Source organism: Amycolatopsis sp. NPDC051102 (assembly GCF_040682815.1).
GTDB lineage: Bacteria > Actinomycetota > Actinomycetes > Mycobacteriales > Pseudonocardiaceae > Amycolatopsis.
The window spans coordinates 1-25,573 of record NZ_JBFBBT010000041.1 but is presented as its reverse complement, the minus strand read 5'-3'; the positions used below and the strand labels follow the sequence as shown (position 1 = coordinate 25,573).

25 protein-coding genes are annotated in these 25,573 nt (G+C 71.5%); 12 read left to right on the top strand and 13 right to left on the bottom strand.

The features are described from left to right. Window positions 1-68: 68 nt before the first annotated feature. Window positions 69-911, top strand: coding sequence for a hypothetical protein (locus AB0M93_RS47835; protein ID WP_364287933.1), 843 nt, complete (start codon window positions 69-71; stop codon window positions 909-911). 243 nt (window positions 912-1,154) lie between these two features. Here the strand turns inward: AB0M93_RS47835 and AB0M93_RS47830 are convergent, their stop codons facing one another. Both AB0M93_RS47830 and AB0M93_RS47825 read right to left on the bottom strand, forming a co-directional pair. Continuing rightward, window positions 1,155-2,093 (bottom strand): RluA family pseudouridine synthase, encoded by a 939-nt coding sequence (locus tag AB0M93_RS47830; protein WP_364287930.1) that lies wholly within the window; start codon window positions 2,091-2,093, stop codon window positions 1,155-1,157. Window positions 2,094-2,109: 16 nt separating this feature from the next. Next, window positions 2,110-2,487, bottom strand: coding sequence for a DUF5313 domain-containing protein (locus AB0M93_RS47825; protein WP_364287993.1), 378 nt, complete (start codon window positions 2,485-2,487; stop codon window positions 2,110-2,112). Between the two features lie 79 nt (window positions 2,488-2,566). Here AB0M93_RS47825 and AB0M93_RS47820 point away from each other — a divergent pair, with 79 nt between their 5' ends. Then, window positions 2,567-3,004, top strand: coding sequence for a MarR family winged helix-turn-helix transcriptional regulator (locus tag AB0M93_RS47820; protein WP_364287927.1), 438 nt, complete (start codon window positions 2,567-2,569; stop codon window positions 3,002-3,004). Window positions 3,005-3,059: 55 nt separating this feature from the next. Continuing rightward, entirely contained in the window at window positions 3,060-3,941 is an 882-nt protein-coding gene (locus AB0M93_RS47815) for a TIGR03854 family LLM class F420-dependent oxidoreductase (protein ID WP_364287924.1), read from the top strand. On the opposite strand, the gene AB0M93_RS47810 is transcribed toward AB0M93_RS47815, so the two are convergent. Then, on the bottom strand, window positions 3,938-4,723 hold the full coding sequence (locus tag AB0M93_RS47810) for a hypothetical protein (RefSeq protein ID WP_364287921.1): 786 nt from the start codon (window positions 4,721-4,723) through the stop codon (window positions 3,938-3,940). The two genes, AB0M93_RS47815 and AB0M93_RS47810, sit on opposite strands and share 4 nt — an antisense overlap. A gap of 143 nt (window positions 4,724-4,866) precedes the next feature. Here AB0M93_RS47810 and AB0M93_RS47805 point away from each other — a divergent pair, with 143 nt between their 5' ends. Then, window positions 4,867-7,134 carry a tetratricopeptide repeat protein gene (locus AB0M93_RS47805; protein WP_364287918.1) on the top strand — a complete coding sequence of 756 codons (2,268 nt, stop codon included), beginning with the start codon at window positions 4,867-4,869 and terminating at the stop codon, window positions 7,132-7,134. 149 nt (window positions 7,135-7,283) lie between these two features. Here the strand turns inward: AB0M93_RS47805 and AB0M93_RS47800 are convergent, their stop codons facing one another. The 4 genes from AB0M93_RS47800 to AB0M93_RS47785 form a co-directional block, all read right to left on the bottom strand. Next, entirely contained in the window at window positions 7,284-8,507 is a 1,224-nt protein-coding gene (locus tag AB0M93_RS47800; protein WP_364287915.1) for a hypothetical protein, read from the bottom strand. Between the two features lie 490 nt (window positions 8,508-8,997). Next, entirely contained in the window at window positions 8,998-9,861 is an 864-nt protein-coding gene (locus AB0M93_RS47795) for a helix-turn-helix transcriptional regulator (RefSeq protein ID WP_103353642.1), read from the bottom strand. Between the two features lie 223 nt (window positions 9,862-10,084). Then, a complete protein-coding gene (locus tag AB0M93_RS47790; protein ID WP_364287912.1) occupies window positions 10,085-10,297 on the bottom strand; it encodes a DUF397 domain-containing protein in 213 nt (70 codons plus the stop codon). Between the two features lie 316 nt (window positions 10,298-10,613). Continuing rightward, window positions 10,614-12,122 (bottom strand): MDR family MFS transporter, encoded by a 1,509-nt coding sequence (locus tag AB0M93_RS47785; protein WP_364287909.1) that lies wholly within the window; start codon window positions 12,120-12,122, stop codon window positions 10,614-10,616. A gap of 120 nt (window positions 12,123-12,242) precedes the next feature. Between AB0M93_RS47785 and AB0M93_RS47780 the strand changes: the two genes are divergently transcribed. Next, window positions 12,243-13,403, top strand: coding sequence for a DUF1015 family protein (locus AB0M93_RS47780; RefSeq protein WP_364287906.1), 1,161 nt, complete (start codon window positions 12,243-12,245; stop codon window positions 13,401-13,403). A gap of 25 nt (window positions 13,404-13,428) precedes the next feature. Here AB0M93_RS47780 and AB0M93_RS47775 read toward each other — a convergent pair whose 3' ends face one another. Then, the gene (locus AB0M93_RS47775) at window positions 13,429-13,935 is read right to left on the bottom strand and encodes a DinB family protein (RefSeq protein ID WP_364287903.1); all 507 of its coding nucleotides are present in this window, start codon (window positions 13,933-13,935) and stop codon (window positions 13,429-13,431) included. A 54-nt stretch (window positions 13,936-13,989) separates the two neighbouring features. On the opposite strand from AB0M93_RS47775, the gene AB0M93_RS47770 reads away from it, so the two are divergent. Further along, window positions 13,990-15,069 (top strand): ATP-dependent DNA ligase, encoded by a 1,080-nt coding sequence (locus AB0M93_RS47770; protein ID WP_364287900.1) that lies wholly within the window; start codon window positions 13,990-13,992, stop codon window positions 15,067-15,069. Beyond that, window positions 15,066-16,070: a non-homologous end-joining DNA ligase gene (gene ligD, locus AB0M93_RS47765; RefSeq protein ID WP_364287897.1), complete on the top strand. Its 1,005-nt coding sequence runs from the start codon at window positions 15,066-15,068 to the stop codon at window positions 16,068-16,070. The genes AB0M93_RS47770 and ligD overlap by 4 nt, the downstream gene beginning before the upstream one ends. Here ligD and AB0M93_RS47760 read toward each other — a convergent pair whose 3' ends face one another. Then, the gene (locus AB0M93_RS47760) at window positions 16,071-17,207 is read right to left on the bottom strand and encodes an MFS transporter (protein WP_364287894.1); all 1,137 of its coding nucleotides are present in this window, start codon (window positions 17,205-17,207) and stop codon (window positions 16,071-16,073) included. Between the two features lie 92 nt (window positions 17,208-17,299). Between AB0M93_RS47760 and AB0M93_RS47755 the strand changes: the two genes are divergently transcribed. Further along, on the top strand, window positions 17,300-17,857 hold the full coding sequence (locus AB0M93_RS47755) for a TetR/AcrR family transcriptional regulator (protein WP_364287891.1): 558 nt from the start codon (window positions 17,300-17,302) through the stop codon (window positions 17,855-17,857). Here AB0M93_RS47755 and AB0M93_RS47750 read toward each other — a convergent pair. After that, entirely contained in the window at window positions 17,854-18,108 is a 255-nt protein-coding gene (locus AB0M93_RS47750) for a hypothetical protein (protein ID WP_364287888.1), read from the bottom strand. The two genes, AB0M93_RS47755 and AB0M93_RS47750, sit on opposite strands and share 4 nt — an antisense overlap. 64 nt (window positions 18,109-18,172) lie before the next feature. Continuing rightward, window positions 18,173-19,198 carry a GTP-binding protein gene (locus AB0M93_RS47745; protein ID WP_364287884.1) on the bottom strand — a complete coding sequence of 342 codons (1,026 nt, stop codon included), beginning with the start codon at window positions 19,196-19,198 and terminating at the stop codon, window positions 18,173-18,175. Window positions 19,199-19,631: 433 nt separating this feature from the next. Between AB0M93_RS47745 and AB0M93_RS47740 the strand changes: the two genes are divergently transcribed. From AB0M93_RS47740 to AB0M93_RS47730, 3 genes are all read left to right on the top strand, one after another. Continuing rightward, the gene (locus AB0M93_RS47740) at window positions 19,632-20,801 is read left to right on the top strand and encodes a nitric oxide synthase oxygenase (RefSeq protein ID WP_364287881.1); all 1,170 of its coding nucleotides are present in this window, start codon (window positions 19,632-19,634) and stop codon (window positions 20,799-20,801) included. A gap of 74 nt (window positions 20,802-20,875) precedes the next feature. Continuing rightward, the gene (locus AB0M93_RS47735; protein ID WP_364287878.1) at window positions 20,876-21,382 is read left to right on the top strand and encodes a flavodoxin domain-containing protein; all 507 of its coding nucleotides are present in this window, start codon (window positions 20,876-20,878) and stop codon (window positions 21,380-21,382) included. Window positions 21,383-21,461: 79 nt separating this feature from the next. After that, window positions 21,462-22,757, top strand: a complete 1,296-nt coding sequence (locus AB0M93_RS47730; RefSeq protein ID WP_364287875.1) for an MFS transporter — start codon at window positions 21,462-21,464, stop codon at window positions 22,755-22,757. Here AB0M93_RS47730 and AB0M93_RS47725 read toward each other — a convergent pair whose 3' ends face one another. Next, window positions 22,758-23,417, bottom strand: coding sequence for a response regulator transcription factor (locus AB0M93_RS47725; protein WP_364287872.1), 660 nt, complete (start codon window positions 23,415-23,417; stop codon window positions 22,758-22,760). 9 nt (window positions 23,418-23,426) lie between these two features. Then, a complete protein-coding gene (locus AB0M93_RS47720; RefSeq protein ID WP_364287870.1) occupies window positions 23,427-24,614 on the bottom strand; it encodes a histidine kinase in 1,188 nt (395 codons plus the stop codon). A gap of 181 nt (window positions 24,615-24,795) precedes the next feature. Here AB0M93_RS47720 and AB0M93_RS47715 point away from each other — a divergent pair, with 181 nt between their 5' ends. Next, window positions 24,796-25,404 carry an MmpS family transport accessory protein gene (locus tag AB0M93_RS47715; RefSeq protein ID WP_364287868.1) on the top strand — a complete coding sequence of 203 codons (609 nt, stop codon included), beginning with the start codon at window positions 24,796-24,798 and terminating at the stop codon, window positions 25,402-25,404. Window positions 25,405-25,573 lie beyond the last annotated feature (169 nt).

Here is a 25,573-nt window from a genome sequence, read left to right as displayed (position 1 = left end):
CCCTCGGGTTAACTGAATCGTGACAGCTCGGCGCGTGCGGGGTAAGAGAGGGCGCGGATGCTGGCCGCATGACCGAAGCCGAGGCACAGCCGAAGACCGTCAGGCGAGCGAGGACCTCGATGAGCCGCGAGCTGGTCGAGCTCGCCGCCCTGTTCATCGCGACCGGGGTCGCCGATCTGTTCGTCAGCACGTTGGCGCACAACCGCGTGGGGCCGGTCGTGCTCTTCGCGCTGGGCGGGCTCCTGATCGCCACCGCCGCGTGGCGCCGGTGGTGGATCCACCGCCCGCGGCCGAAGCCGGTGCGCGGCACCATGGGCGAATATCCGCCGCGCACCGGCGTGGCGTGGCGGGTGCGCGCCACGGTGCGCGACGTGCCGGGAAGCCTGGCGGGGGTGACGGCCGCGTTGGCAGCGCACCGCTACGACATCGTCTCGTTGCAGGTGCTGGCGGTACCGGACGGCGTGGTGGACGAGTTCTTCGTCCGCGCGCCGGCCGGCGCGACCGCGGCGGACATCGCCACGGTCACCGAACTCGGCGGTGGCCGGGACGTGCGGGTCGTACCCGCGGACGTGCACGAGTTCGTCGACCTGCCGACCCGCGTGCTGACTATGGCGGCCGCGCGGGAAACGGATCTGGACCAGCTGCTGCTGGCAGTGCTGGGCGATTGTGACATCGCGCGGAAGCCCGCGGGGCGCCGCGGGAAAGGAGCCGGTGAAGGCATCGACGGAACGGTGCTGCGGCTGGCCGGCGCCGACGGTGGCCTGGTGGTGACCCGGGCTCTGCTGCCGTTCACCCCGGTGGAATTCGCCAGGGCCAAAGCCGTCCTCGACCTCCAGCGCCGCATCGCCGGGTCGCCGGCCGCCTCGCCGGACCAAGTCCCGGCGTCCGATGTGCCGCGCGCGGCGTCGTAGCCGGCCAGTAGCGCTGGTATCTCCCAGCCGGCAGCCGGTGAGCAGCTGTGCGCAGGAATACCGTGGCGGGCGAGGCCGGTGAAGAAGCGTTCGCCGAGGGACGTGGCGATGAATGCGGCCTCCTCGACGCGTTCGAGGGGATGGTCGAAATGCTCGGTGATCGCCCGCTCCGGCGGTGCTACCGGCGCATCCATGGCGTAACTCGCCCTGGCACAAGTGACGGCCGAAGCGGGCGTCCCCGGTTCACGCCGGGGGCGCCGCCCAGGCGTCCGGGTCGTCCCAGGCGGTCAGCCGCCGTCCGCTGGTGAAGCGGCGATGTGCGCCGGTCAGCGGGTCGTCGAAGTCGAGGACCTTTGCCAGCAGCTGCAAGGGTTTCGTGAAGTCGCCCAGTGGTTTCTCGCGCAGCGCCGGGTAGAAGTCGTCGCCGAGGATCGGGATGCCCAGGCCGCTCAGGTGCACTCGCAGCTGGTGGGTCCGGCCGGTCGAGGGCACCAGCCGGTAGCGGCCCAAGCCCTCGCGGTGTTCGAGCAGCTCGACGTACGTCTCGGCGTTCGGCTCGCCCGGCACCTCCTGGGCGGCCAGCACCCCGCGTTCCTTGACGATCCGGCTCCGCACCGTCCGCGGCAGGGCCAGCTCCGGGTCGTACGGCGCGATCGCCTCGTACTCCTTGTGCACCCGGCGGTCGCGGAACAGCGTCTGGTACTTGCCGCGCAGCTCGGGCGTGATCACGAACATCACCAGGCCCGCGGTGACGCGGTCGAGCCGGTGCGCGGGCGACAGTTGCGGCAGGTCGAGGTCTCGGCGCAGCCGCACGAGGGCCGTCTCGAGGATGTGCTGCCCGCGCGGGATGGTCGCCAGGAAGTGCGGCTTGTCGACCACCAGCAGGTGCTCGTCGCGGTGCACGACGTCGATCGTGAACGGCACCGGCACCTCGTCCGGCAGGTCGCGGTGGAACCAGATGAACGAGCCGGGCGCGTACGGCGTGTCGACGCCGAGCGGGCCGTCGGTGCCGTGGATGCGTTCTTCGCGCAGCATCTGCTCGATGCGAGCCGGCGCGACGCGCGGCAGCCGGTCGACCAGGTGTGCCAGCAGCGTCGGCCACGCGCCCTCGGCGGGCAGCTTGAGCCGGGCGGGCTCCAGCCCGTGGCGGGGCGGGATCGGCGGGCGGAGCTTGCGTCTCATCGTCCCCCGACTGTAGCTAACCCTCCGACGGCGTCCGGTAGCGCGCGAGGTACCGGGCGGTCGCCTCGGCGTTCTTCGCCTCGGCGGCCTCGGCGCGGAGGCGGCGTCCGGTGTTGTGCGGGAAGCCCTGCCGGCCGAGCCGGTGCTCGACGCTCTCCTCCATGTACGCGCACGAGTAGAAGTACGCGACGAGCGCCGCCATCAGGACCAGCGAAAGCCGCAGCCAGATCGAACCGGGCAGCAGCAGCCACACGGCGCACAGCGGCACGATGCCGACCGACCGCTGCAGCACGTACCGCGCCCGCCAGTGCTTCGACGTCGCGTCGAACAACGCCCAGTCGTTGAAGCGCGCGGGAAGCCGGACGCCCACGGCGTAACCGAACCAGCGGAGCACACTCGGTCGTTCCATGACATCGATAGTACCCTAATGCTTAGTGCACTAACTATTAGCGGCGACACAGTAGGATCGGGACATGATCGACCTGGGTGAAGACCCCCTGAAGCTGGACCGGCAGGTGTGCTTCGCGCTGTCGGTGGCTTCCCGCAGCGTGATCGCGATCTACCGGCCGCTGCTCGAGCCGCACGGCCTGACCCACCCGCAGTACCTGGTGATGCTCGCGCTGTGGGAGCAGTCACCGCGTTCGGTGAAGGAACTCGGCGCGGCGCTGCGCCACGAGCCGGCCACGCTGTCCCCGCTGCTCAAGCGGCTGGAGGCGCTGGGTTACGTGACGCGCAGCCGCAGCCGTTCGGACGAACGCCGGCTGACGGTGGAGCTGACGGAGACCGGCCGGGCGCTGCGGGCGGAGGCGGAGAAGATCCCGTACAAGGTGGTCGAGACGCTCGGCATGGAGGTCGCCGAGCTGGAGGCGCTGCACGGCGTGCTGAGCCGCGTCATCGCCGCGACGGCCTGAGGAATTCCCGGCCGCCCGGCGCGTTGCTCCCGGGGAGAGCTCTCCGGGAGGAACCGTGCTGAAGATCAGGCTGGGCGTCGCCCCCGCGGCCGGCACCGGGCCGGCCGAATTCGCCGAGCTGGCGCAGCGGCTGGAGGAAGCCGGCGTCGACTCGCTGTGGCTGTCCGAGCTGGTGTATTCGTCCGAGGTCGACCCGATGATCGGCATGGCGCACGCGCTGGCGCGGACGTCGAAGCTCAAGGTCGGCACCGGGGTGGCGATCCTGCCGGGCCGCCACCCGGTCCTGGTGGCCAAGCAGCTGCTCACCCTGGCCGGCCTCGCGCCCAAGCGGGTCCTGCCGGTGTTCGGGCTCCGCCCGGCCCGCCCCGCGGAGAACGACCTGTTCCCCGTACCGCCGGGCCGCCGCGCGGCGGTGTTCGACGAGTCGCTCGTGCTGCTGCGACGCCTGCTGGAGGAGGACGAAGTGTCCTTCCACGGCGAGTTCTTCGACGTCGACGGCGTCCGCCTCGGCCCGCGCCCGGCGAAGCGCCTCGACGTCTGGCTCGGCGGGTCGGCCCCGGCGGCCCTGCGCCGGACGGGCCGCCTCGCGGACGGCTGGCTGGGCAGCTTCCACACCCCCGCCCAGGCGCGGGAAGCCCGTATCGCCATCCAGGAGGCCGCCGCGGAAGCGGGCCGCGAGATCGAAGAGGACCACTTCGGGCTCAGCCTGGCGGTCGCCGACCACGGCATACCGGACGAGCTCGCGGCCGTGGCGGCCCGCCGCAGTCCCGGCGTGCCGCTGACGGACCTGGTCGCGACGAGCTGGCCGGAGGCCCGGCGACTGGTGGAGCAGCACATCGAGGCCGGGCTGTCGAAGTTCGTCATCCGCCCCGCGCACGGCGATTTCGCGGGCTTCCTGGAGAAGTTCCAGGCGGAACTGGTGCCGCTGCAGAACTAGCCGCCGTTGAGATTGCCGTACACGTGGCCGACCTGGATCGCGGTCCCTCGCACCGTCCCGTTGATGGTGTTGGTGGTGCTGCCGGGCGTGGGCACCGGCTCGATCGTCGCCTTGGTGGCGGCCAGTTCCTCGGCGTAGTCGCCGGCTCCGTACCGCAGCAGGTCACCGCTGGGGTTCGGGACGTAGAGGTAGACGGTGCCGCGGTACTCCTTGATCCGCACGTCCGCCGGCACGACCTTGGTGGCGGGCAGCGTCGCGTATTCGCTGGCCAGGACGTCTTCGAAGACACGCTGCGAGAGCGCCACCGCGAGGAAGGTCTGGTCGGGATCGGAGCGTTCCAGCACGGCCCGCACCGGAGCGGCGTCGAGCAGCCGGTGGGTGGTGATCACGGCACTCCCGATGGCGGCGGCCGAGGTGGTGCCGGGAGCCGGTTCGAGCACGGGCCCGACGTTCAGGCTGGCCCGCAACCGCAACCGGACGGACCGGGCGGCCACCCGCAGCCGCGCATCCCGCTCGGCGAGCACGCCCTGCAGTTCATCGAAGAACCGGCTGACGACGGCGGGCAGGAACCGCGGATCGAAGCCGAGCCCGTAGCCGTCCCCGGTGCCGTGCGGGAAGAGCGCGGTTTCCCAGACCTCCCCGAGCCCGGCCCGTTCGAAGGCGAGCCCGAGCACATCAGGAATCGCCTCGGCAATGCCGGTCTGGACCGCATCGGGATTGCTGCCGAACCCTTTGGCGTCGACGACGAGCAGGGCACGGTACGGCGGGAGTTCGGCGAGCACGGTGAGGCCTTCCTGGTCGCGGCCGTGGCCACCCGATTCTGACGGACGAGCGTACTTTCGGGGTAATTCCGCCCGATTTCCGTGCGCTGCCGCGCGGCCGCCGGGTACACAGGAAAGTTCGGGGATCTGGCGGGAGTGGTCGGATGACGTCTCGGAGCGGGGCCACCTCACCACCCGGAGTCCACAATTCCGTAGGCGGCGACGCGGCCGGAGTGGTACTGCAGGCCGGGACGATCACCGGCGACGTGTGGATCGCCGGCCCGCGCACCCCGGAGCCGTCCCCGGTACCCCGGCAGCTGCCGGCGGCCCCGTCGCACTTCACGAGCCGGGCCGACGAACTCGCGGCCCTGGACGACGTCGCCGGGGAGGACACCGGCGCGCGGCCCGCGCTGGCCGTGCTGGTCGGGCCGGGCGGCGTCGGCAAGACCGCACTCGCCGTCACCTGGGGTGGCCGGAACGCGGCCCGCTACCCCGACGGTCAGCTCTACGCCGACCTGCGGGGATTCTCGCCGGGCACCGCGGCCCTCCCGGAGGAAGCGCTGGGCGCCTTCCTGCGTGGGCTGGGTGTCGCGTCCGAGCGCGTTCCGCCCGATCTCGCCGAGCAGGCGGCCCTGTTCCGGACGATGACCGCGGGCAAGCGGCTGCTGGTCGTGCTGGACAACGCGTTCTCGGCGGCCCAGGTCCGCCCGCTGGTCCCCGCGTCCGCCGGCTGCCTGGTGGTCGTGACCAGCCGGCTGCGGCTGGACGGGCTCGTCTCCGAAGGCGCGCGGCTCCTGGACGTGACCCCGCTTTCCCAGCCGAAGGCCGTGGAGCTGGTGGTACGGGCGGTGGGCCGGTCGCGAGTCGACGGCGAGCTGGCTGCGGTCGAGGAACTGGCGGTGCTGTGCGGACGCCTGCCGATCGCGCTGCGCGTGGCGTCGGCCCGGCTGGCGTCCCGGCCACGGTGGCCCGTCGCCCGGGTGGTGGCCGAACTCGGCGACGAACGATCCCGGCTGAGCAGGCTTTCGGCGGAAGGCGACGCCCCGGTGGCGGCGATGTTCGACTGGTCGTACCGGGAGTTGCCGCCGACGGCCGCGACGTTGTACCGGCTGCTGAGCGAATTCCCGGGCGCGTCGTTCGGCGTCGAGGTGGCGGTGGCGGCGACCGGGCTGACCGAGCCTGCGACGGCCGACGGGCTGCAGGTCCTCGTGGACGCCAGTCTGCTGGAAGAGATCGATGAGCTCCGTTTCCGCTTCCACGACCTCGTCCGCCTGCACGCCCGCGGGCAGCGTGACCCCGATCGGGCGGAGGTGGTCCCGCGGGTGGCGACCTGGTTGCTGCACGAGATGACCCGGGCGAACATGGTCGTGATCCCGCTGCGCTGGCGGATCAGCCCGGTGTGCGAGCAGTACCGCACCGCGCCGCCCGCGTTCGGCTCGGGACGCGAGGCACTCGACTGGCTCGACGGGCAGCTGCCGAACGTGCTGGCCGTGCTGGAGGAAGCCGCCGAACAGCAGCACGACCGGCTGGCGTGGCAGCTGTGCGAGGCCCTGTGGGAGCTGTTCCTGCACCGGAAGCACTTTCCCAGCTGGTTGCGCTCGCACGAGATCGGCATCGCGGCGGCGCACCGCTGCCGGGATGCGGAGGCGGAGTCGCGGCTGCGCTGCCAGCTCGGCCGCGCGTACCTGGACCTGGGCCGGTTCGAGGCCGCGGAGCGCGAATGCCGCCGAGCTTTGGAGCTGGCGCGTTCGGCGGGAAGCCGGCACAACGAATCGGTGGCGCTGGACCAGCTCGGAACGGCGGCGCAGGGCCGCGGCGACATCCCGGCGGCGATCGCGTTCCACACCGGCAGCATGGCGATCGAGGCGGAACTGGGCATCGACCGCGGCGTCGCCCAGCGGCACCGCCGCATCGGCGAGCTGCTGGCGACGGTGGACCGCGACGGCGAAGCGGCCGAGCACCTCGAACGCGCGCGCCGGATGTTCGCGGACATGGGAGATGAGAAGGACGAGGCAAAGGTCCTGGTGGGCTTGGCCCGCCTGGACGCCCACGGCGGCGACGTCGCATCGGCGAAGCGCCGCCTGGAACGGGCGCGGGCGGTGCTGGCGGAGTCGGGATCAGCGTTCTACCAGGCGGACGTCCTGGTCGGTTTCGCCGACGTGGCGGAGTGCGAGAACGACCCGGGGGCCGCTCGCGGCCACCTCGTCGAGGCACTGGAGTTGTACGAGCAGGTCGGTGGGCCGCAGGTCGAGCGGGTCCGCGCTCGGCTGCAGCGATACGGCACCGAGCTCGCGGAGGCACCGCCCACCGAGAACCCAGAGGTAACCGGCGACGCCGGCGAGGTCGCCCCGCACGACTCCGAGATCACCGGAGCGGTGCCCGACAACCCATCCCACGGCGGCGATGGAGAGCCCGGGCAGCTCGGCGAATGATGCCGCGATCACGGCCCGGGCGTCGGCGAACACGGGGGTCGCGGGGTGGATCAGGACGTCCGCCAGAGCCGGGCGCTGTCCGCACCCGGCGGTGACGAAGCAGCCCTTCGCGCCGGAGGCGAGCGCGTAGGTCCAACGCAGGGGGCCGGTCACCCGCCCGGCCGGCTTCGCGGCAGCGGAATGGCGGGCCAGGACAGCCGCTGGGGTACGGGTGCAGGGGACAACGGGACTTTTCGCACCGGTTCGCCGAGGCCGAGCAGGGCGTACATCTCCTCCCGGAGGATCTTCGCGGCTTCGCCGGGACGCGAGGTCAGCAAGCCGGCAATGCGGGCGCCGAGCCCGCGAGACTGCGCTTCGGCGGCCGCGTGGAGCTGGGGGAGGAGGGGGCGGGAGACGTCCCAGCCGGGGGTGAGCTGGGCGAGGACCGCGGTGGGCGTGCCTTCCAGAAGGGGCTGAGGCCCGTGGGGAAGCCGGAGGACGGGGGTGCCGAGGCCGGCCGCAAAGGTGCCGATGGAGGTGTAGTCGGCCATCACGTAGTCGGCGCCGGCGACGGCGCCACGCCAGTCGGTGTAGGGAACCAGGATGTCGAGCCCGGCCTCGATGGCGTCCGAGAGCCAGCCGAGCACCTGGCCGACACCGTGCTGGCTCCAGATCAGGGGGTGCAGGGAAGCGATCACCTTTGCGCCGGGTGCGGCGTCGACGATCTGCCGGAACATCTCCGGGTTGTGCCCGAAGCCGGACCGGGGTGACCACGTTGACGTGACGAGGAGGATTTCCTGATCGTCGGTGACACCGAGGGCGCGCCGGTGCTGGTCGCGGAACTCGGCGGCGGCGAGGAGCCGATCGAAGGCAATGTCCCCGGCGACGAAGGCGTGCGGGACGGCGTCCGGGCAGATCTCGCCGAGAAGCTGCATTTCCCGGTCGTGGACGAGCGCGATCCGGTCGGGCCGGACCCGGCCGTCTCGCATCAGCTGCGTGGGATCGAGGCTGGTGACGAGCTCGCCGTCGGTTTCGGTGCGCTGGGGCCGGTACTGCCCGAGCCCACCACCGTGGGAAACCATGAGCGCCGGCCCCCGGACGTCCCAGAGACCGCGAGGACTCGCGCCGAGCACCAGCCCGTGCGAACCCCGGCCGGCTTCCGGCATGGACAGGAGGACGCCACCACTCGTGCGGATGCGTTCGGCGGTATCGGGCCGGTCTTCCCCGTCCTCCGGAACGGCGTAGACCCGCATCGTCCGGTGATCACTCTCGATGAGGGGGACGAGGTCTTCGAGCCGCGCGAGGGCCACGATGTGCGGGGCGAGCACGAGAACGGACTGACCGATCCGGGTCGCCCAGTGCTCCCTGCCGGCTACTCCGTCGTCGTCGAGCATCGTGGCCACTCCTCTCGGCAAGAGGCGTAGCGCAGCGCACCGGCTCGGCTGGCCAGCGCGGGGTACGGTCTGTGGTCGGCACGGACATCGACCTTCATGGGTGTCTCCTCGAGCGGGCCGCTCACGTCGGCGGCGGGCTGGACATGGGTTGCGATCGCGTGAACGCGACCGAGTGCGGCACCGCCTCGGCCGGCGGTGCAACGCGGACAACCCTGTCCAAGGGAGAGACACCTCGAAGGCCGGCTACGGACTTGTGGTCCGCGTGTTCAGCCTCAGTGGTTTTGAGTCACCGATCAGAGTGACTTCGTGTCCCCGGAGTGATGATCATGGGTCATTGGCCCCAGACGGTGGCTCCGTCCCCGGGATGCGGGGTCGTATGCTGGCGCCTCGGCAGTATGTCCGCGCTTGCGTCAAGGTGGGTCGGAGGTATTGCCCTTCCGAAGCGGTCCCTGGGTACCAGCCAGGGGCCGCTTCCTTATGCGCGTTTCATTCAGTCCTCCAGCTTCCGCAGCATGCTGTCGATGAAGGCGGGTGTTTCGTCCGGAGTCAGCGCAGCGTCCTCCAAGCGGTAGAAGATCTGGATGAACTGAGCGGCCTTTTCGGCACCGATCACGTCGTCGAAGAACTGGTCGCCGTCGGGTTGCTCCAGGTTGAGGAACAGGTCGTTGGACTGCTCGGAGAGCTGAAGGAGCTCGAAGGAACTCTGCATCCCCTCCACCCATCCCGCTTTGAACGGCAGGACCTGCAGGGTCACGTTGGGCTTCTGGGCTACTTCACGCAGGTGACGTAGCTGGGTCAGCCAGTTCTCGCCGTCGGTGATGCGACGGTGCAGCACTGACTCATCGAGGATGAAGAAGTGCTCGAGTTCGGTGTCTTCGAGCCGCCTTTGCCGGTCGGCACGCAGTTTGATCCGTCGTGCCTGTACGTCGGGGTCTCCGGTGTTGTTGGTGACCAGAGAGCGGGTGTACTCCGGTACTTGCAGCAGCCCCGGCACGAGGTGCAGCTGGTATTGGCGGAGGACGGTTGCCGCCGTCTCCAGGCCGAGGAACTTCACGAACTCGGGTTTGACGAATCGCTTGTACTGATCCCACCAGCCGGGTTCCCGGCCGGCCTTGGCCATGGCGACGTAGGTTTCGACGCGATCCCGGTCGGTGATGCCGTAGTGCAGGAGGAGGGCTTTCAGGTCGGTGATCGACAAGCCCACGGCGCCGTTTTCGATGCGGATGAGTTTCGAAGTCGACCAGTCCAGCGCTTCCGCGACGTCCTTCTGGGTGAGCTGCAGGGCTTCTCGCGCCTCCCTTATCTCCGCCAGCACTCGCCGCTGGCTGACCACTGGCGAGTGCGCCCTAGTCATGATTGTCTTCACTCCTTTGCCGCTGAGGTGGCATCCTGTCGATGTGCCACATAGCAGAACGATAGCATCAGGATCGTCAGGCGTCAGGATGTATCCAACCTGAGTGTCAGGTGGATTCCTGCAAGCTGGCCGCAACAGTCTCTCGCCGGCGGCCCCTCGGGGCAACAAAAAGCCTGGTCGAGCCCGGAGTAGGGCTAGACCAGGCCGACGTGTGCGTCCCGGATTACAGGTGGCGGTCGAGGAATGCCTGCCATGCCTCGGATGTGACCGACAGCGTTGGCTCGGGCTCTTTCGAGTCTCGCATATACACCTGGGTTGCCGATCTGGCTACTTCCACGCACTCGTCGCTACCACCGCTGCCGCTGGCCGAGCTCTTCACCCAGGTCAGGCTGAGTGGGTCGGTCTCGATCGAAGGTTGCCCGACCTGTTCGGCCACGTGCGTTCCCCCGCTTCTGGACGGGCGCGTGCCGGCCGGCCGGGTCGGCATCGAGGCCGGAACGTCGCGTGAGCGTGCATGAATCTTAACTGCGGAACGTGACGGATCAACACCGCCGAGAGCAGGATAACGCACGTCCGGCTGCGCGGTTGCCCCCGCATTCCGGGTCAGATTCATGACATTTCCTGGACGCCCGACAGGGCGGACTTCCCTGTCGTGTCAACGTATCGAGCAGGTGCGCATCCGCTTGCACGTGCAGCGTGTGCCACGGATGGACGTGCCGTTTGATCAATTCCCTTCGTGCTGGGAAAATGGTCTAGAACTCCAGCTGCTCGGTCTTCCGAGGCATCAGCAACAACGCCCCCACCGACAGAACGGCCACCGCCAACAACCCCAGAAAGACATAGTGCGTCGCATCCGCCAACGCCCCGCGCACGTACACCGCCGCAGGCGAGTCCGGGTGTCCACCACCGAGCACCAGGCTCGTCGCGTCCACCGACGCCGGCAGCGGCCCCACCCCCGCCGGCGGGGAAGCGAACCGCGAAGCCAGCGTCGCGTTCGCGATCGCCCCGAACACCGCCGCTCCGACCGCGCTGCCCAACGACCGGCTGAACAGGTTCGTCGCCGTCACCACGCCGCGCCGGTCCCAGCCCACCACCGACTGGATCGCCACCAGCGTCGGGCTCGCCGCCAAACCCAGCCCCACCCCGAGAACGAACGCCGCGAACGCCGCCGCCCACAGCGATGAACCCGCGTCGAGCAGCGCCACCAGGACGCCGCCCAGGATGATGAACACGCTGCCGATCAATGCCGTGTCGCGGAAGCCGATGCGCAAATAGATCTTGCCCGCCAGGGATGCCGAAATCGGCCAGCCCACCGTCAACGCCGCCACCGCGAAGCCCGCCACCAGCGCTCCCGCGCCCAGCACCCCCTGGGCGTACGTCGGCAGGTACGACGTCAGGCCCATCAGGACCGCGCCCACCACCAGCGCCACCAGGTTGCCGCCCACCAGGACTCGGCGGGTGAACACCCACAGCGGCAGCACCGGCTCGGCCGCGCGCTTCTCCACCAGGATGAACGTCACCAGCATGACCGCGCCCGTGACGAATATCGCCACGCTCGGCAGGGAACCCCACGCCCACGCCACGCCGCCTTCGAGGAGGCCGAGGATCACCAGTGAGCAGCCGATCGTCAGCAGGGCCGCGCCCAGGTAGTCGACCTTGTGCGGCTTGCGCTCGACGCGCTCGCGGAAGTTGCGGTGCAGCATCAGTGCCGCGATCGCGCCCAGCGGCAGGTTGATGAAGAAGATCCAGCGCCAGTCCAGGTACTCGGCGAACAGACCGCCGAGCGTCGGGCCGACCACCGAGGCCGCGCCCCAGACGCTGGCCACGTAGCCCTGCACCCGCGCGCGCTCCTCCACCGTGTAGAGGTCGCCGATCACCGTCATCGACATCGGCTGGATCGCGCCCGCCCCGATGCCCTGGACCGCGCGGGCCGCGATCAGCACCGGCATGCTCCACGCCGCCCCGCACAGCACCGAGCCCACCAGGAACGCCGCGATGCCGAAGAACATCACCGGGCGGCGGCCGAGGACGTCGGCGAACTTGCCGTAGAGCGGCACCGTCACGGCCTGGGTGAGCAGGTAGATCGAGAACAGCCACGGGAACTGCGCGAACCCGCCCAGGTCACGCACCACCGACGGCACCGCGGTCGCGATGATCGTGCTGTCCAGCGCGACCAGCGCGGTGCTGAGCATGACCGCGATCAGGACCGGGCCGCGGTCCGACCGGAAACCGACCCCCTTCGCGGCGGCGGATGTCGTCATCGGCGGGGTGCTCCTCGGGACGGTCATGACCGGAGTCAACTGCTTTGCAGTCCTAAGCATTCCATCCCGGCTGCGCCGGCCCCAGCGAATTCCGCGGCCCCGTGGCGCAAGATGGACAGGATGAGCGACTGGATCCGGCCGATCGGGCGGGGGTGGGTGGTCCGCGACGCGGTCCCCGGCCCCGACGTCGACGAGTTCGCCGAGCCCGACCGCGTGATCGCCGCGCTGGCCGCGCCCGGTGCCGCCGACAGCCTGCTGGCCGTGCAGCACCCCGCCTGCACCCCCGCCGCGCTGGCCCGCGGGCTCGGCCTGACCGCCGCCGTCCCGGTCGCCCGCGCCGTGCTCGAACGGCTCCGCAAGCGGTACTACCGGCCGGTCCGCGACGTCGTCGCGCCCTACCGGATCGAAGGGCCGGACGGGGTGGCGCTCGGCCTGCTCTGCCTGGTCGACCCGGCGGCGGTGACCGACGACGGCGCCGCGCGCGTCCGCCACACCGAGGACGTCTACCCCGACGTCGTCGCCGAACGCGCCGCCGTGCTCGCCGGGCTGGGCTGCGCGACCAGCACGGCACTGCTCGTCCCGGCGACCGGCGGCCGCGAGCTGACCGAGCAGGTCGAGCAGGCGTGCGCCGGGCTCGGCCTGCCCGATCTGTCCACTTCGGACGCGGCGGGCCGGCGCCACGACCTGTGGCTGGTGCCCGCCGGCCCGCTGCAGAGCCGGCTGCTGGCCGCGGTCGCGGACGCGGACCTGCTGGTCGCCGACGGCAACCACCGCGTGGCCGCCGCCGCGGCCGCCCGGAACGGCGCGCTGCTGGCCCTGGTCACGGCCGGGCCGGCGCTGAAGATCGGGGCGATCCACCGCGTCCTCACCGGCACCGGCCTCGGCCCGGAAGACCTCGTGTCACGCTGGTGCGCGGCCGGCCTGGACGTCCGCTACGACGAACACGCCGTGCCGGTCACCGGCGAAGCCGTGGTGCGCGCCGGCTCGGCCGTGCTGCGGGTGTCGCTGCCGGTCCCGGACGGCCCCGGGCCGGTGATCGACCACGAGATCGTCGAACAGGTCCTGTTCGCCGGCGCGCTCGGCATCGACCCCGACGGCCCGTGCGTGCGCCCGCTCCCGGCGGGCCGCCCGCTGCCCCCGGACGCGGACGCGGTGGTCCTGCTGGCGCCGGTGAGCTACGGCGACGTCCTGGCCGTGCACGCGGCCGGCCGCCGGATGCCGCGGAAGGCCACCTACTTCACGCCGAAGCCGCGCAGCGGGCTGGTGCTGGCGGAGCTCTAGCGGGCTCCTGGGCCGCGCAGGTCCCTCAGGCTCCCGTGACGCCGTCGATCGCCTCCCGCAGGAAGTCGGCGTGGCCGTTGTGCCGGGCGTACTCGTGGATCATGTGCAGCATTACCAGCCGCAGCGAGACGTCCTCGCCCCAGCGTGGCTGATACCCCGTGACGTCCAGCGACTCGGCCGCTTCTTCGATCTTGCGCGATTGCTCGACCTCGGCCTGCCACGCCTCGAAGGCTTCCGCGCGTGTGGAGGAACTCGCGTCGTAGGCGGCCTGGAAATCTCCTTCGGGTGACCACCGCAGCGGGACGTCCTCGGCGTTGATCACCCGCCGGAACCACGTGCGCTCGACCTCGGCCATGTGCCGGACCAGGCCGAGCAGCGACAGCGTCGACGGCGGGCTCGACGCGCGGCGGAGGTCCTCGTCGGACAGTCCGTCGCACTTCATGGCGAGGGTGGCGCGGTGGAAGTCGAGGAACGTGCGCAGCATTTCGCGCTCGCCCCCGGTCAGCGGCGGTGCGGGGCGTTCGGTGGTCACGAGGGAGTGTGTATCACGCCAAAGAATGTCGTACCCGTGATTTAAGCTCGCGCCGTGGACTTGCCCGTCATGCCGCCGGTGCGGCCGATGCTCGCGAAAGCGGTGCACGAGGTACCTCGTGCACCGGGGCTGCTGTACGAGCCGAAGTGGGACGGCTTCCGCTGCGTCGTGTTCCGTGACGGCGACGAGATCGAGCTCGGTTCCCGCAACGACCGCCCGCTGACCCGCTACTTCCCGGAGCTGGTGGAGCTGCTGGCCGCCGCGCTGCCGCCCCGCTGCGTCGTCGACGGCGAGATCGTGCTGGTCACGCCGGCCGGGCTCGACTTCGAGGTGCTGCAGCTGCGGCTGCACCCGGCGGCCTCGCGCGTGCGCAAGCTCGCCGAGGAGACGCCGGCCAGCTTCATCGCCTTCGACCTGCTCGCCCTGGGCGACACCGACCTCACCGAGGAGCCGTTCCGCGAGCGGCGCAAGCAGCTCGAGAGCGTGCTGTCCACGAACGCCGAAGGGCTGCAGCGCGTCCACCTGACCCCGCTGAGCGACGACCCGGCGCAGGCCGAGGACTGGTTCACCCGGTTCGAAGGCGCGGGCTTCGACGGCGTCATGGCCAAGCCCGGCGACCTGCCCTACGAGCAGGACAAGCGGGTCATGCTGAAGGTCAAGCACGAGCGCACGGCCGACTGCGTCGTCACCGGCTTCCGCTGGCACAAGGACGGCGCCGGCGTCGGCTCGCTGCTGCTCGGGCTGTTCGACGACCAGGGCGTCCTGCACCACGTCGGGGTGGCCAGCAGTTTCACCAAGGCCCGGCGGGCCGAGCTGGTCGAGGAACTGGCGCCGCTGCGCGAGAACGCGCTCGAAGGCCATCCGTGGCGCAACTGGGCCGAGTACGAACCGCAGCCCGGTCGCCAGCCGGGTGCGAACAGCCGGTGGGCGCCGCAGAAGGACCTTTCGTGGGAGCCGCTGCGCCCGGAGTGGGTGGCGGAGGTCCGCTACGAGCACCTGCAGGGCGGCCGGTTCCGGCACGGCGGGCGGCTGGTCCGGTTCCGGCCCGACCGCACGCCGGAGTCGTGCACGTACGCCCAGCTCGACGAGGCACCGCCCGCCGAGCTCGCGAAGCTGTTCGGGGAGGCCAGGTGAGCGGCGCGGTGCTGCTCGACGTCGACGGCGTCGAGGTCAAGATCAGCAGCCCGGACAAGGTCTACTTCCCGGAACGCGGGGAGACGAAGCTCGACCTCGTCGAGTACTACCGCGCGGTGAGCGGGCCGCTGCTGGCCCGGCTCGGCGGCCGTCCGCTGCTGCTGGAGCGCTACCCGGACGGCGCGGGCGGCAAGAACTGGTTCCAAAAGCGCGTCCCGAAGGGCACGCCGCCGTGGCTGACCACCACGGTCGTCTCGACGCCGAACGGCACGACGAGCGACGCGCTGGTGGCGAAGGACCTGGCCCACATCCTCTGGGCAGTGAACCTCGGCTGCCTCGGTTTCCACGTCTGGCCGTACCGCGCCGACACCCCCGAGGTCACCGACGAACTGCGCGTCGACCTCGACCCGTCGCCGGGGATCGGCTTCGACGAGCTGCGCGAGGCTGCCGTGCTGACCAGGGAGTTCCTGGCCGAGCACGGCATCGAAGGGCAGCTGAAGACGTCGGGTTCGCGCGGGCTGCACCTGTACGTGCTGCTCGAGCCGCGCTGGGACGCGTTCCAGGTGCGGGCCGCCGCGGTCGCGCTGGCCCGCGCCCTCGAACGCCGGCACCCGGAGAAGATCACCGCGCAGTGGTGGAAGGAAGAACGCGGCTCGCGCGTGTTCGTCGACTTCAACCAGAACGCCCCGCACAAGACCGTGTTCGGGGCCTGGTGCGTGCGCCCGCGCGTCGGCGGCCAGGTGTCCACGCCGATCGGCTGGGACGAGCTGGACACCGTCGAGCCGGCCGAGCTGACGCTCAGCACGGTGCCGGCGCGGGTCGCCGAGCGCGGCGATCCGTGGGCCGGGGCGGGGGAGCGGCCGCAGTCGATCGAGCCGCTGCTGGAGATGTCCGAACGCGACCTGGCGAACGGGCTGATGGACGCGCCGTGGCCGCCGGTTTACCCGAAGATGCCCAACGAGCCGCCGCGGGTCGCGCCGAGCCGCGCGAAGAAGGCGTGATCAGGGTGGCCCGAGGCGGTGGTGGAGCTGGCTCCACGCGGTGAGCGCGAGCAGGGCGGTCAGCCCGAACACCGCCGCGGAACCGAGGCTGCCGGCCAGCGCGCCCGCCAGCGGTGACGCCACGGTCTGGCCGGCGCCGAGCCCGGCGAACGACCACGTGATGCCCCGCGCCGGCCGCGCGGGGACCAGGCGCGCGGCCCAGAGGATGCACAGCCCGGTCAGCGCCATGTAGGTGCTGCCGAACAGCGCGCTGGACAGCAGCGCCCCGGCCACGCCCGGATCGGGCAGGGCGAGGAGGCCGAGGCCGGCCGCCGCCAGCGTCCACGTCACGAGGTTGACCGTCCGCAGGCCCGCGTGCCCGGCCGCCCGCCCGGCCAGGCCGCCGAGCAGCCCGGCCACGCCGATCGTGGCCCAGCACCAGGTCGCGGCCACCGGGCTCAGGCCGGCTTCGGCGAGCCGGGAGGTGGAGAACGTCCAGTACGGCGCGCTCGTCACACCGATGAGGACGGAGTTCACCACGAGCGGCGCCGCCGCGCGGAGGGAACCGGGGGCCGTCGGCTCGACGGCGGGGCCGGGCGAACGCGGCAACGTCCGCCAGGCGATCAGCGTCACCACCACACCGAGGGCGGCGAACGCCGACCAGATCACCGGCCAGCCGAGCGCGAGCAGGGGAGTGAACGCCGAGGCGGCCAGCCCGAGGCCGGTGCCGGTGTTGGCCCAGGTCTGCGCCCGGGCGCGGGTGCGCGCCCCGACCGTCTCGCCGATCAGCTGGGCCACTCCGGGCGAGACGAGGCCCGCGCCGGCCCCGGCGACGACGATCCCGGCGCCGAACACCGTGACGTGCGGAGCGAGCGCCATCAGCCCGAGCCCCACTGTCGCCGAGGCCGCCGCCAGCAGCACCGTGCCGCGCGCCGACCACGCGGACGTCCTCGGCGCGAGCAGGAGCCCGAGGCCGTACCCCGCGGTGGACAGCCCGCCGAGCACGCCGACGCCGACGGGCGTGAGCCCGAACGTCTCGCTGAACCGCGGCACGAACGGCCCGTACGCGTAGCGCGCGAACCCGTAGCAGAGAGCGATCACGACCGCACCGGCCGCGGCCGTGGCCCACCAGTTGTCCGTCTTCGTCTGCGTCACCACTCACGCCAGCGAACAGACAGGTCTGTCTGATGTCAAGTTCTGCTAGGGTTGCCGCAGGTGAAAGCCATACCGACCTGTTCGGAAGGAGTGCTGTGGGCCGGACTCGTCCCGGGGACGCGGGTGCGAAGGTGCTCAAGGCCGCGTCGGCGCTGTTCTACCGCGACGGCATCCACGCCGTGGGCGTCGACACGGTGGCGGCCGAGGCCGGGGTGACCAAGGCGGCCCTCTACGGCAACTTCGGGTCCAAGAGCGGCCTCGTCGTCGCGTACCTGCGGGAGCGGGACCGGCGGTGGCAGGCGGAAATCGACCGGATCACCGCCGCGCACGCCGGTCCGCGGGAGCGGGTGCTGGCGGTGTTCGACGCCTACGAAGCCTGGCTTTCGGCCGACGGCTACCGCGGTTGCGCGTTCCTCAACGCGACCTCGGAGTTCCCCGACCCCGCCGACCCCGTCCGCGAGGTGGTCCGCCACCACAAGACCGCGTTGCACGGCTACCTGCTGGCGCAGCTGCGGCGCGGCGAACCGCAGCGCGCCGGCGTCCTCGCCGACGAGCTGATGCTCCTGCTCGAAGGCGCCGCGGTCACGTCGGTCGTCGCCCAGAGCGCGCAGCCGTTCCACACCGCGAAGCGGCTCGCGCGGACCTTGTTCTAGACCGGCAGGTCGAGGGCCAGCTGACCGCGGTCCTCGCTGACTCCCGAGAGCGTCGCGACGCACGCCGGGCACGGCTTGAGCTCCGACGTGGTCAGGTCCAGGGGCTGCCAGCTGCGGGATTCCCGCTCGCCGCAGGCCGAGCGCCGGTAGCGGAGGTCGCCGGAGCGGGTCATCAGGTGGGCCAGGGGGACGTCTTCGGGCAGCACGCCGACCCGGTACCAGCGTGGTGCGCTCACCGCGGTGGTCGTCATGGCCGACAGTGTCCGTCGCGGTGGGCGGGACGGACGCGCATTTGCCGCTCTTCGGCGTGGCGGGTCAGGCCTCGTCGGGCAGGTAGCGGAGGACGTGCAGCAGGCCGCGCTCGTCGACGGTGTCCGGGTCCTCGGCCAGGCAGCCTTCCAGGTCGGCCAGGACGGCGTCGGTGTCGAGGCCGGCGCCGATCAGCACCAGCTCGGTCCGGCGGGGCGCGCCCGGCGGCCAGGCCGACCGCTCGAGCTGCACGAACCCGCCCACGGTGTGCAGGTGGAAGCGCGCCTCGGGGCCGGTGGGGCCGAAGTCGGCCTGGCCCTTCATCCGGTAGAGCCCGGCCGGCCGCCGCTCGAGGAAGCCGACGAAGGCGCGCGGGGCGAGCGGGCGATCGGCGGTGAACGTGACCGTCTGGTACTCGGCGTGCAGGTGCTGCGAGTGGTCGTGCTCTTCGCGGAGGTCGTCGAACGACAGCTGGCCGATCCGCTCGCCGCGGGGTTCGGGGTCGAAGAACAGCCGCGGGTCGACCCGGCCGTGCGCGGTGACCAGCAGCGGACGGCCCGGCGCCAGCTCTTCGACGGTCGCGGTGAGCTTCGCGAGCGCCTCGGGCGTCACCCGGTCGGCCTTGTTCAGCACGACGAGGTCGGCCAGCCGCAGGTGGTCGGCCAGCTCGGGGTGGCGCTCGCGGGCCGCTTCGAACTCGGCGGCGTCGACGACCTCGGCCAGCCCGCCGTAGCGGATGTCCGGGTTTTCGCTGGCGATCATCAGCCGGATGAGGTCGCGCGGCTCGGCGATGCCGCTGGCTTCGACGACGATGACGTCGATCCCGGCCTCGGCGCTCGACAGCTTCGCGAGCATCGCGTCCAGCCCGCTCGCGTCGACCGCGCAACAGAGGCAGCCGTTGCCGAGCGAGACCATCGTGTCGACCTGGCCCGCGACGGCGAGCGCGTCGACGTTCACCTGGCCGAAGTCGTTGACCACGACGCCGACCCGGGCCCCTTCCCGGTTGGCGAGCAGGTGGTTGAGCAGCGTCGTCTTGCCCGCGCCGAGGAACCCGGCGACGAGGACCACGGGGATGGTGCGCCTGGCGCTCACGAAAACTTCCCTCCTCTGCCGATCACCGCGACTCTAACGCGCGCCGCCCCTACACGGCCGGCCGCCACCGGTGAAGGCCGTTCGCCGAATGCCCACGAAAAGACGCAAGCGACGGCGCGAGGAAGAATCACGCGGGTTTTGCCGCCCGCCGTGATCGATTGACGGAAATTGCGCACCGCCATGTCCGGATAACGCTTGGTAGCAGTTATTTTTTCAGTCTTTCCCCGGCTGACCGGGAATTCCGGGAGGGCTCGGGCGGCGGTCACGACCGGCGGAGTCCGCGTCGCGAAACGTGGGGTATCCTCCCCCGCCTGGCCGGAAGTCCCCAGGGCAGTAGGGACTTCCGGCCGGCAGTGTCGACGGCGACCTTCGGAGGAACGGTGGACCTTTTCGGCGGGAAGCGGATCGCGATTTCGGAGAGTGGGGCGGCACGATGACGGTTACGCCCGAGCGGGTGACGCCCCCGCTGCCGCTTTGCCCTCAGCGCGTCTCGGAGGAGCAGAGCGTCGATTCCGCGGCGGCGGAGGAATTCCTGGACCGGATGTTCGCCGAAGGCGCCGCGGAAGCGGGTGACCGGTTCGAAACGCGGCTGGCCCAGGTCCGCGCGGAAATCAGGGAAACCGGCACCTACCGGCACACCGCGGCCGAGCTGGCGTTCGGCGCGCGCGTCGCGTGGCGCAACTCGGCGCGCTGCATCGGCCGGCTGTACTGGCGCAGCCTCCGGATCCGGGACCGGCGCCGGGTCACCGATCCCGCCGCGATCGCCGGCGAGTGCGTCGCGCACCTGCGCCAGGCCACCCGGGGCGGCCGGATCCGCCCGACGGTGACCGTCTTCGCGCCGGACACCCCGGACGCGCCGGGGCCGCGAATCCACAACGAACAGCTCATCCGCTACGCGGGATACCGCCTCGACGACGGATCGGTCCTCGGCGACCCGCGGTACGCCGCGTTCACCGAGCAGGTGCGAAGACTCGGCTGGCGGCCACCGGAGCGAAGAGGCTCCTTCGACGTCCTGCCCCTGCTCGTCGAGGCCGAGCCGGGCGAGCCGCGGCTGTTCACGCTGCCGCCGGACGCCGTGCTGGAAGTCCCGCTCACCCACCCCGACCACCGCTGGTTCGCCGGGCTCGGGCTGCGCTGGCACGCCGTGCCGGTGATCAGCAACATGCCACTGGAGATCGGTGGCGTCACCTACCCCGCCGCGCCGTTCAACGGCTGGTACCTCGGCACCGAGATCGGCGCCCGGAACCTGGCCGACGAGCAGCGCTACGACCTGCTGCCGGTCGTCGCCGAGCTGATGGGGCTGGAAACCACGTCCGAGCGCACGCTGTGGCGCGACCGGGCGCTCGTCGAGCTGACGCTGGCGGTGCAGCACTCGTTCGACGCGGCCGGCGTCACGCTGGCCGACCACCACACGGAGTCGCACCGGTTCCTGTCCCACCTGGAACGGGAGGAGCGGGCCGGCCGCCGGTGCCCGGCCGACTGGAGCTGGATCGTGCCCCCGATGTCCGGCGGGCAGACGGCGGTGTTCCACCGCTACTACGACGAACCCGATCCGGCGGAGCGTCCGGCGTTCCTGCCGCCGGGGATGAGGAACGGAGAGTAGCGTGGGAGCGCCCGTTCGGCGGATCGTGTGAAACCCACGGGGCAAACCGGCTCGTGAAGGCCGACAATGGACGCATGACCGCAGTCCTCGTCGCCTACGCCGGGCGTCACGGCGGAACCCGGCAGATCGCCGAGGTGATCGCCGCCGAACTCGGCGCGACGGGCCTGTCCGTCGACGTGCGCGACGCCGCCGACGTGGCCGGGGTGGAGGACTACGCCGCGGTCGTCGTCGGCAGCGCCCTGTACTACCACCGGTGGCGGCCGGAGGCCGTCCGGTTGCTGGAGCGCAACGCCCGGGCTCTCGCCGAGCGCCCGGTGTGGCTGTTCCACAGCGGACCGTGCGGCCCCGGCGCGGCCACGCACGAGGTCAGCCTGCCGGCGAACGTGGCGCTGCTGGCCGCGCGCATCGACGCGGAGCGCACCGCCACCTTCGGCGGCAAGCTCGACCCGGCGACCGTGCGCGGCCTGATCCCGCGGCTGCTGGCGTCCGGCAGGCGGGCCGGCGACTTCCGCGACTGGGACCGGATCAAGGCCTGGGCCCGCGACGTCGGCCGCCGGGTTCGCACCCGCGTCGCGCTCTGATCCGCTTGCCTGCCCGGGGTGGTGGGTGCTAAACCGTGCCAGAGGTATTCCGGTGGGAAACCGACGGAACGGGGCGAACGTGACGGATCGGCAGCCGAACCCGGCCACGGGGAAGAAAGCGCTTACACCGGACCAGCGCAACGCGTTCCTCGCGGCGCTGCTCGGCTGGAGCATGGACTCGTTCGACTACTTCCTCGTCGTCTTTGTCCTGGCGGACATCGCGAAGGACAAGTCGTTCGGGGCGACGGCCACGCAGCTGGCGTTCATCACGACGGCGACCCTGGTGATGCGCCCGGTGGGGGCGCTCCTGTTCGGCCTGTGGGCCGACCGGGTGGGCCGTCGCATCCCGCTGATGGCCGACGTCCTCCTGTACTCGGCGGCCGGCCTGCTGTGCGCGTTCGCCCCGAACTACACGGTGCTGCTCCTGCTGCGGTTCGTCTACGGCATCGGCATGGGCGGCGAGTGGGGCCTCGGCGCGGCGCTGGCGATGGAGAAGATCCCGGTGGAGCGCCGCGGGTTCTTCTCGGGGTTGTTGCAGGTGGGCTATTCGATCGGCTACCTGCTGGCGGCGCTGGCGTACCTGCTGTTCCACTCGGCACTGGACCTGCAGTGGCGGTGGATCTTCGTGCTGAGCATCTTCCCGGCGTTGATCACCCTGCTGATCAGGGCCCGCGTCCGCGAGTCGGAGGTGTGGGAGGCGGCGCGCGAGAAGCTGCGGGTGACACGCACGTCGGTCAAGGACGTCCTGCTGAACCCGAAGGTGATCCGCCGCTTCGGCTACCTCATCCTGCTGATGACGGCGTTCAACTGGATGAGCCACGGAACCCAGGACGTGTACCCGAGTTTCCTGAAGGCCCACGAGAACGGCGGCGCGGGGTTGAGTGCTTCGACCAGCACGTGGATAGCGGTGCTGTACAACATCGGAGCGATCATCGGCGGGCTGACGTTCGGAACGCTGTCGGAGCGCCTGGGCCGCCGCCGGACGATCGTGACGGCGGCGGTGCTGGGCCTGCCGGTGATCCCGATCTTCGCCTTCGACCACGGCGCGGGGATGCTGGCGCTGGGATCGTTCCTGATGCAGATCATGGTCCAGGGAGCATGGGGCGTGATCCCGGCGCACCTGACGGAGATGTCCCCGGACGCGATCCGCGGCTTCTACCCCGGGGTGACGTACCAGCTGGGAAATCTGCTGGCGGCGTTGAACCTGCCGATCCAGCAAGCGATCGCGGAGTCGCACGGGTACACGTCCGCTCTGGTGTGGACGGTGGTGCCGGGACTGATCGCGGTGGCGGTGCTGACGGCGGTGGGGAAGGAGGCGAAGGGAATCAAGTTCGGCGAGTCCGCGGTGGCTACGGCGCCGGCGGGATCGAAGTAGCTACGGCGTCACAAGCGCCGATTCGTAAGCGAAGATCGTCAACTGCACCCGGTTCGAAACATCCAGCTTCGCAAAAGCCCGCGTGATGTGCGTCTTCACCGTGGCCTCGCTCAGGAAGAGCTCGGCCGCAATCGACGCGTTCGGCTTTCCCTGAGCCACGGCGGTGACGATCTCCCGCTCCCGCTCACTCAACAACCCGAGCTTCGCCTGAGCCTGCGTCCGCCGCGGATTGGCCCGCGCCGCCACGAATTCGCCGATCAGCTGCTTCGTCATCCGGGGCGACAGCATCGCGTTGCCGTTCGCCACCACCCGGACGCCTTCGATGATCTCCTGCGGGGATCCCTCCTTCAGCAGGAACCCGCTCGCCCCGGCCGCCAGGGCCTCGAACACGTACTCGTCCAGGTCGAACGTCGTCAGGATCAGCACCTTCGGCGGCCGTGGCTGGGCCAGGACCGCCGCCGTGGCCACCAGGCCGTTCATGCGGCGCATGCGGATGTCCATGATCACCACGTCCGGGGCGTGGCGGGCGACCTGCTCGACCGCTTCGTCGCCGTCGCCGGCTTCCGCCACCACCTGCAGGTCCGGAGTGCTGCCCAGGATCATGGACAGGCCCGTGCGGACCAGCGGGTCGTCGTCGACGAGCAGTACGCGCACGCTCACCCGCCCATGCTAGGGGGCCGGTGCCACCCACGGCAGCCAGGCCCGCAGCGCGAACGTCCGCTCGTCGGCCGGGCCGGCCGTCAGGGTGCCGCCGAGCAGGGAAATGCGCTCGTTGACGCCGGTCAGGCCGGTGCCCGAGCCCGGTGACGGCACCGGGTGCGGTGGCAGCGGGTTCAGCACCTCCAGGGACAGGCCCGCGCCCGGGGCGCCGCGGACCAGCACCTCCGCCGGTGCGCCCGGGGCGTGCCGCAGCACGTTCGTCAGGGCCTCCTGGAGGATGCGGTACGCCGCCGTGCCGAGCGGGGCCGGGGCCGTCGACGCCTGGTCGAGCAGGATCGTCACGTTCGCCGCCAGGCCGGCCTGCCGGGCGCCGGTGACCAGGTCGGGGATGTCCGCCAGCGTCGGCTGGGGCGGCTCGGCCGGGCCGCCCGGGGCGCGGTCGGCGAAGCCGGTGGTGCGCAGCACGCCGATCACCTGACGCAGGTCGTCGAGCGACTGGCGGGCCGTCGTCCGCGCCGTCTTGGCCGCCTCCGCCGCGCCCGGGGTCGTGGCGGCGGTGACCTCCAGGGCCCCCGCCTGCAGCGAAAGCAGGGACAGCCGGTGGCCGAGGACGTCGTGCATCTCGCGGGCGATCCGCGCCTGCTCCTCCCGGCGCGCCATCTGGTCGCGCAGCGCCTCCTGCTCGGCGACGCGGCGGCGCGTCTCGGCGAGGCTGTGCCGGACGATCCCGGTGGTGAGCGGGACCGCCGTGAACAGCAGCGCGGTCAGCACCACCCCGGCGAGCTCGGCCGCCGTGGTCTCGGTCGACAGCCAGGCTCCGGCGATCGAGAGGTCCGGGTGCCGGCCCGCGTCGCGCCAGACCGCGAGCCCGGTCGCCGCGAACACCAGCGTCGCCGCGCCCCACCGCCACCAGCCGACGAATCGCGCGGTGAGCGCGGCCAGGGCGATCAGCGCGGCCATCGAGTCGGCGGTGAGCAGCAACGGCGGAACCAGCGCGAGGCCGGTGACGAGCAGCGGCCAGCGGTGCCGCCACACCAGCATCACCGCCGCGCCCATGCCGGCGAGCCAGCCGAGCATCCCCAGCACCGTGGTGTTCGTGGCGTCGCTGCCCGGCACGGAACTGTCCAGCGCGACGTTGACCGTGCTGCTCAGCACGCCCGCCGCGACGGCCAGCACGGTGTAGAGCACGCGAAGCACGGACCGTCACATGAGGGAAGCCTACGAGGCGGCATCCGCCGGACCATCGGCCGTTCCGCTCGTCCGGCCGCGGCCGGTTCCGACGAAAGTCGTACGGGGTCGAGGCTCGCGGATGACGCGGGACGCCCCGGCGCGCTGGTTTCCTTCTCGCCGTCAAGCTCAGGTGAAAGGACAAACCCCGATGACCGACCACACCTCGATCCAGCAGTACCCCGCGCCGCAGGCCGCCCCGCCGCGCAACGGCCTGGGCACCGCCGGGTTCGTCCTCGGCCTGATCGGGCTGGTGATCGCGCCGATCCCGGTCGCCGGGGTGGTCGCCTGGCCACTGGCGCTCCTCGGCCTGATCCTCTCGGCGGTCGGCATCGCCAGGGTGCGGGCCGGGAAGGCGACCAACAAAGGCCTCTCCATCGCCGGCGTCATCCTGTCGCTGCTCGCCCTGGTCGTGAGCATCCTGTGGCTCGTGGTGATCGGCAAGGTGATCAACGACGTCAACGAGCAGGCCACCCAGCACCACACCATCACCTACGAGGTGAGCGGGAACGCGAAGGCCGTCGACATCGAATACAGCACCTTCGACCGGAACACCATCCTCATCAACACCGAAGCCTCGGCTCCCGTGCCGTGGACCAAGACGGTCGAAGCCACCGGCTTCCTCGCCGGCGCCCAGTTCACCGCGACCGCCGGGCCGGACGGCGGTTCGGTCAGCTGCAAGGTGACCGTCGACGGCAAGGAGGCCAAGACCGCGACCGCCGCCGGGCCCGGTGCCGTCGCCGGCTGCACCGGGTTCTGAACGGCCCGTGCCACCCGGGCGAGGGGGCCGGGTGGCACGGGGGAGGGGTGGGGCGCCGGCCGAGGGGGGGGGGCCCCCACGCGGGGGAGCCGCCGGGGGCGAACACGGGGTGGTGGTGGGGGGCGCCGGCCGCGGCGCCCCCCTGAACCCACAAGTTCGCCGCCCCCGG

Coding starts and splice junctions, on each gene's coding strand:
- AB0M93_RS47835 (WP_364287933.1), top strand. CDS start 69: ATGACCGAAGCCGAGGCACAGCCGAAGACCGTCAGGCGAGCGAGGACC.
- AB0M93_RS47830 (WP_364287930.1), bottom strand. CDS start 2,093: ATGAGACGCAAGCTCCGCCCGCCGATCCCGCCCCGCCACGGGCTGGAG.
- AB0M93_RS47820 (WP_364287927.1), top strand. CDS start 2,567: ATGATCGACCTGGGTGAAGACCCCCTGAAGCTGGACCGGCAGGTGTGC.
- AB0M93_RS47805 (WP_364287918.1), top strand. CDS start 4,867: ATGACGTCTCGGAGCGGGGCCACCTCACCACCCGGAGTCCACAATTCC.
- AB0M93_RS47800 (WP_364287915.1), bottom strand. CDS start 8,507: ATGCTCGACGACGACGGAGTAGCCGGCAGGGAGCACTGGGCGACCCGG.
- AB0M93_RS47795 (WP_103353642.1), bottom strand. CDS start 9,861: ATGACTAGGGCGCACTCGCCAGTGGTCAGCCAGCGGCGAGTGCTGGCG.
- AB0M93_RS47785 (WP_364287909.1), bottom strand. CDS start 12,122: ATGACGACATCCGCCGCCGCGAAGGGGGTCGGTTTCCGGTCGGACCGC.
- AB0M93_RS47780 (WP_364287906.1), top strand. CDS start 12,243: ATGAGCGACTGGATCCGGCCGATCGGGCGGGGGTGGGTGGTCCGCGAC.
- AB0M93_RS47750 (WP_364287888.1), bottom strand. CDS start 18,108: ATGACGACCACCGCGGTGAGCGCACCACGCTGGTACCGGGTCGGCGTG.
- AB0M93_RS47740 (WP_364287881.1), top strand. CDS start 19,632: ATGACGGTTACGCCCGAGCGGGTGACGCCCCCGCTGCCGCTTTGCCCT.
- AB0M93_RS47735 (WP_364287878.1), top strand. CDS start 20,876: ATGACCGCAGTCCTCGTCGCCTACGCCGGGCGTCACGGCGGAACCCGG.
- AB0M93_RS47715 (WP_364287868.1), top strand. CDS start 24,796: ATGACCGACCACACCTCGATCCAGCAGTACCCCGCGCCGCAGGCCGCC.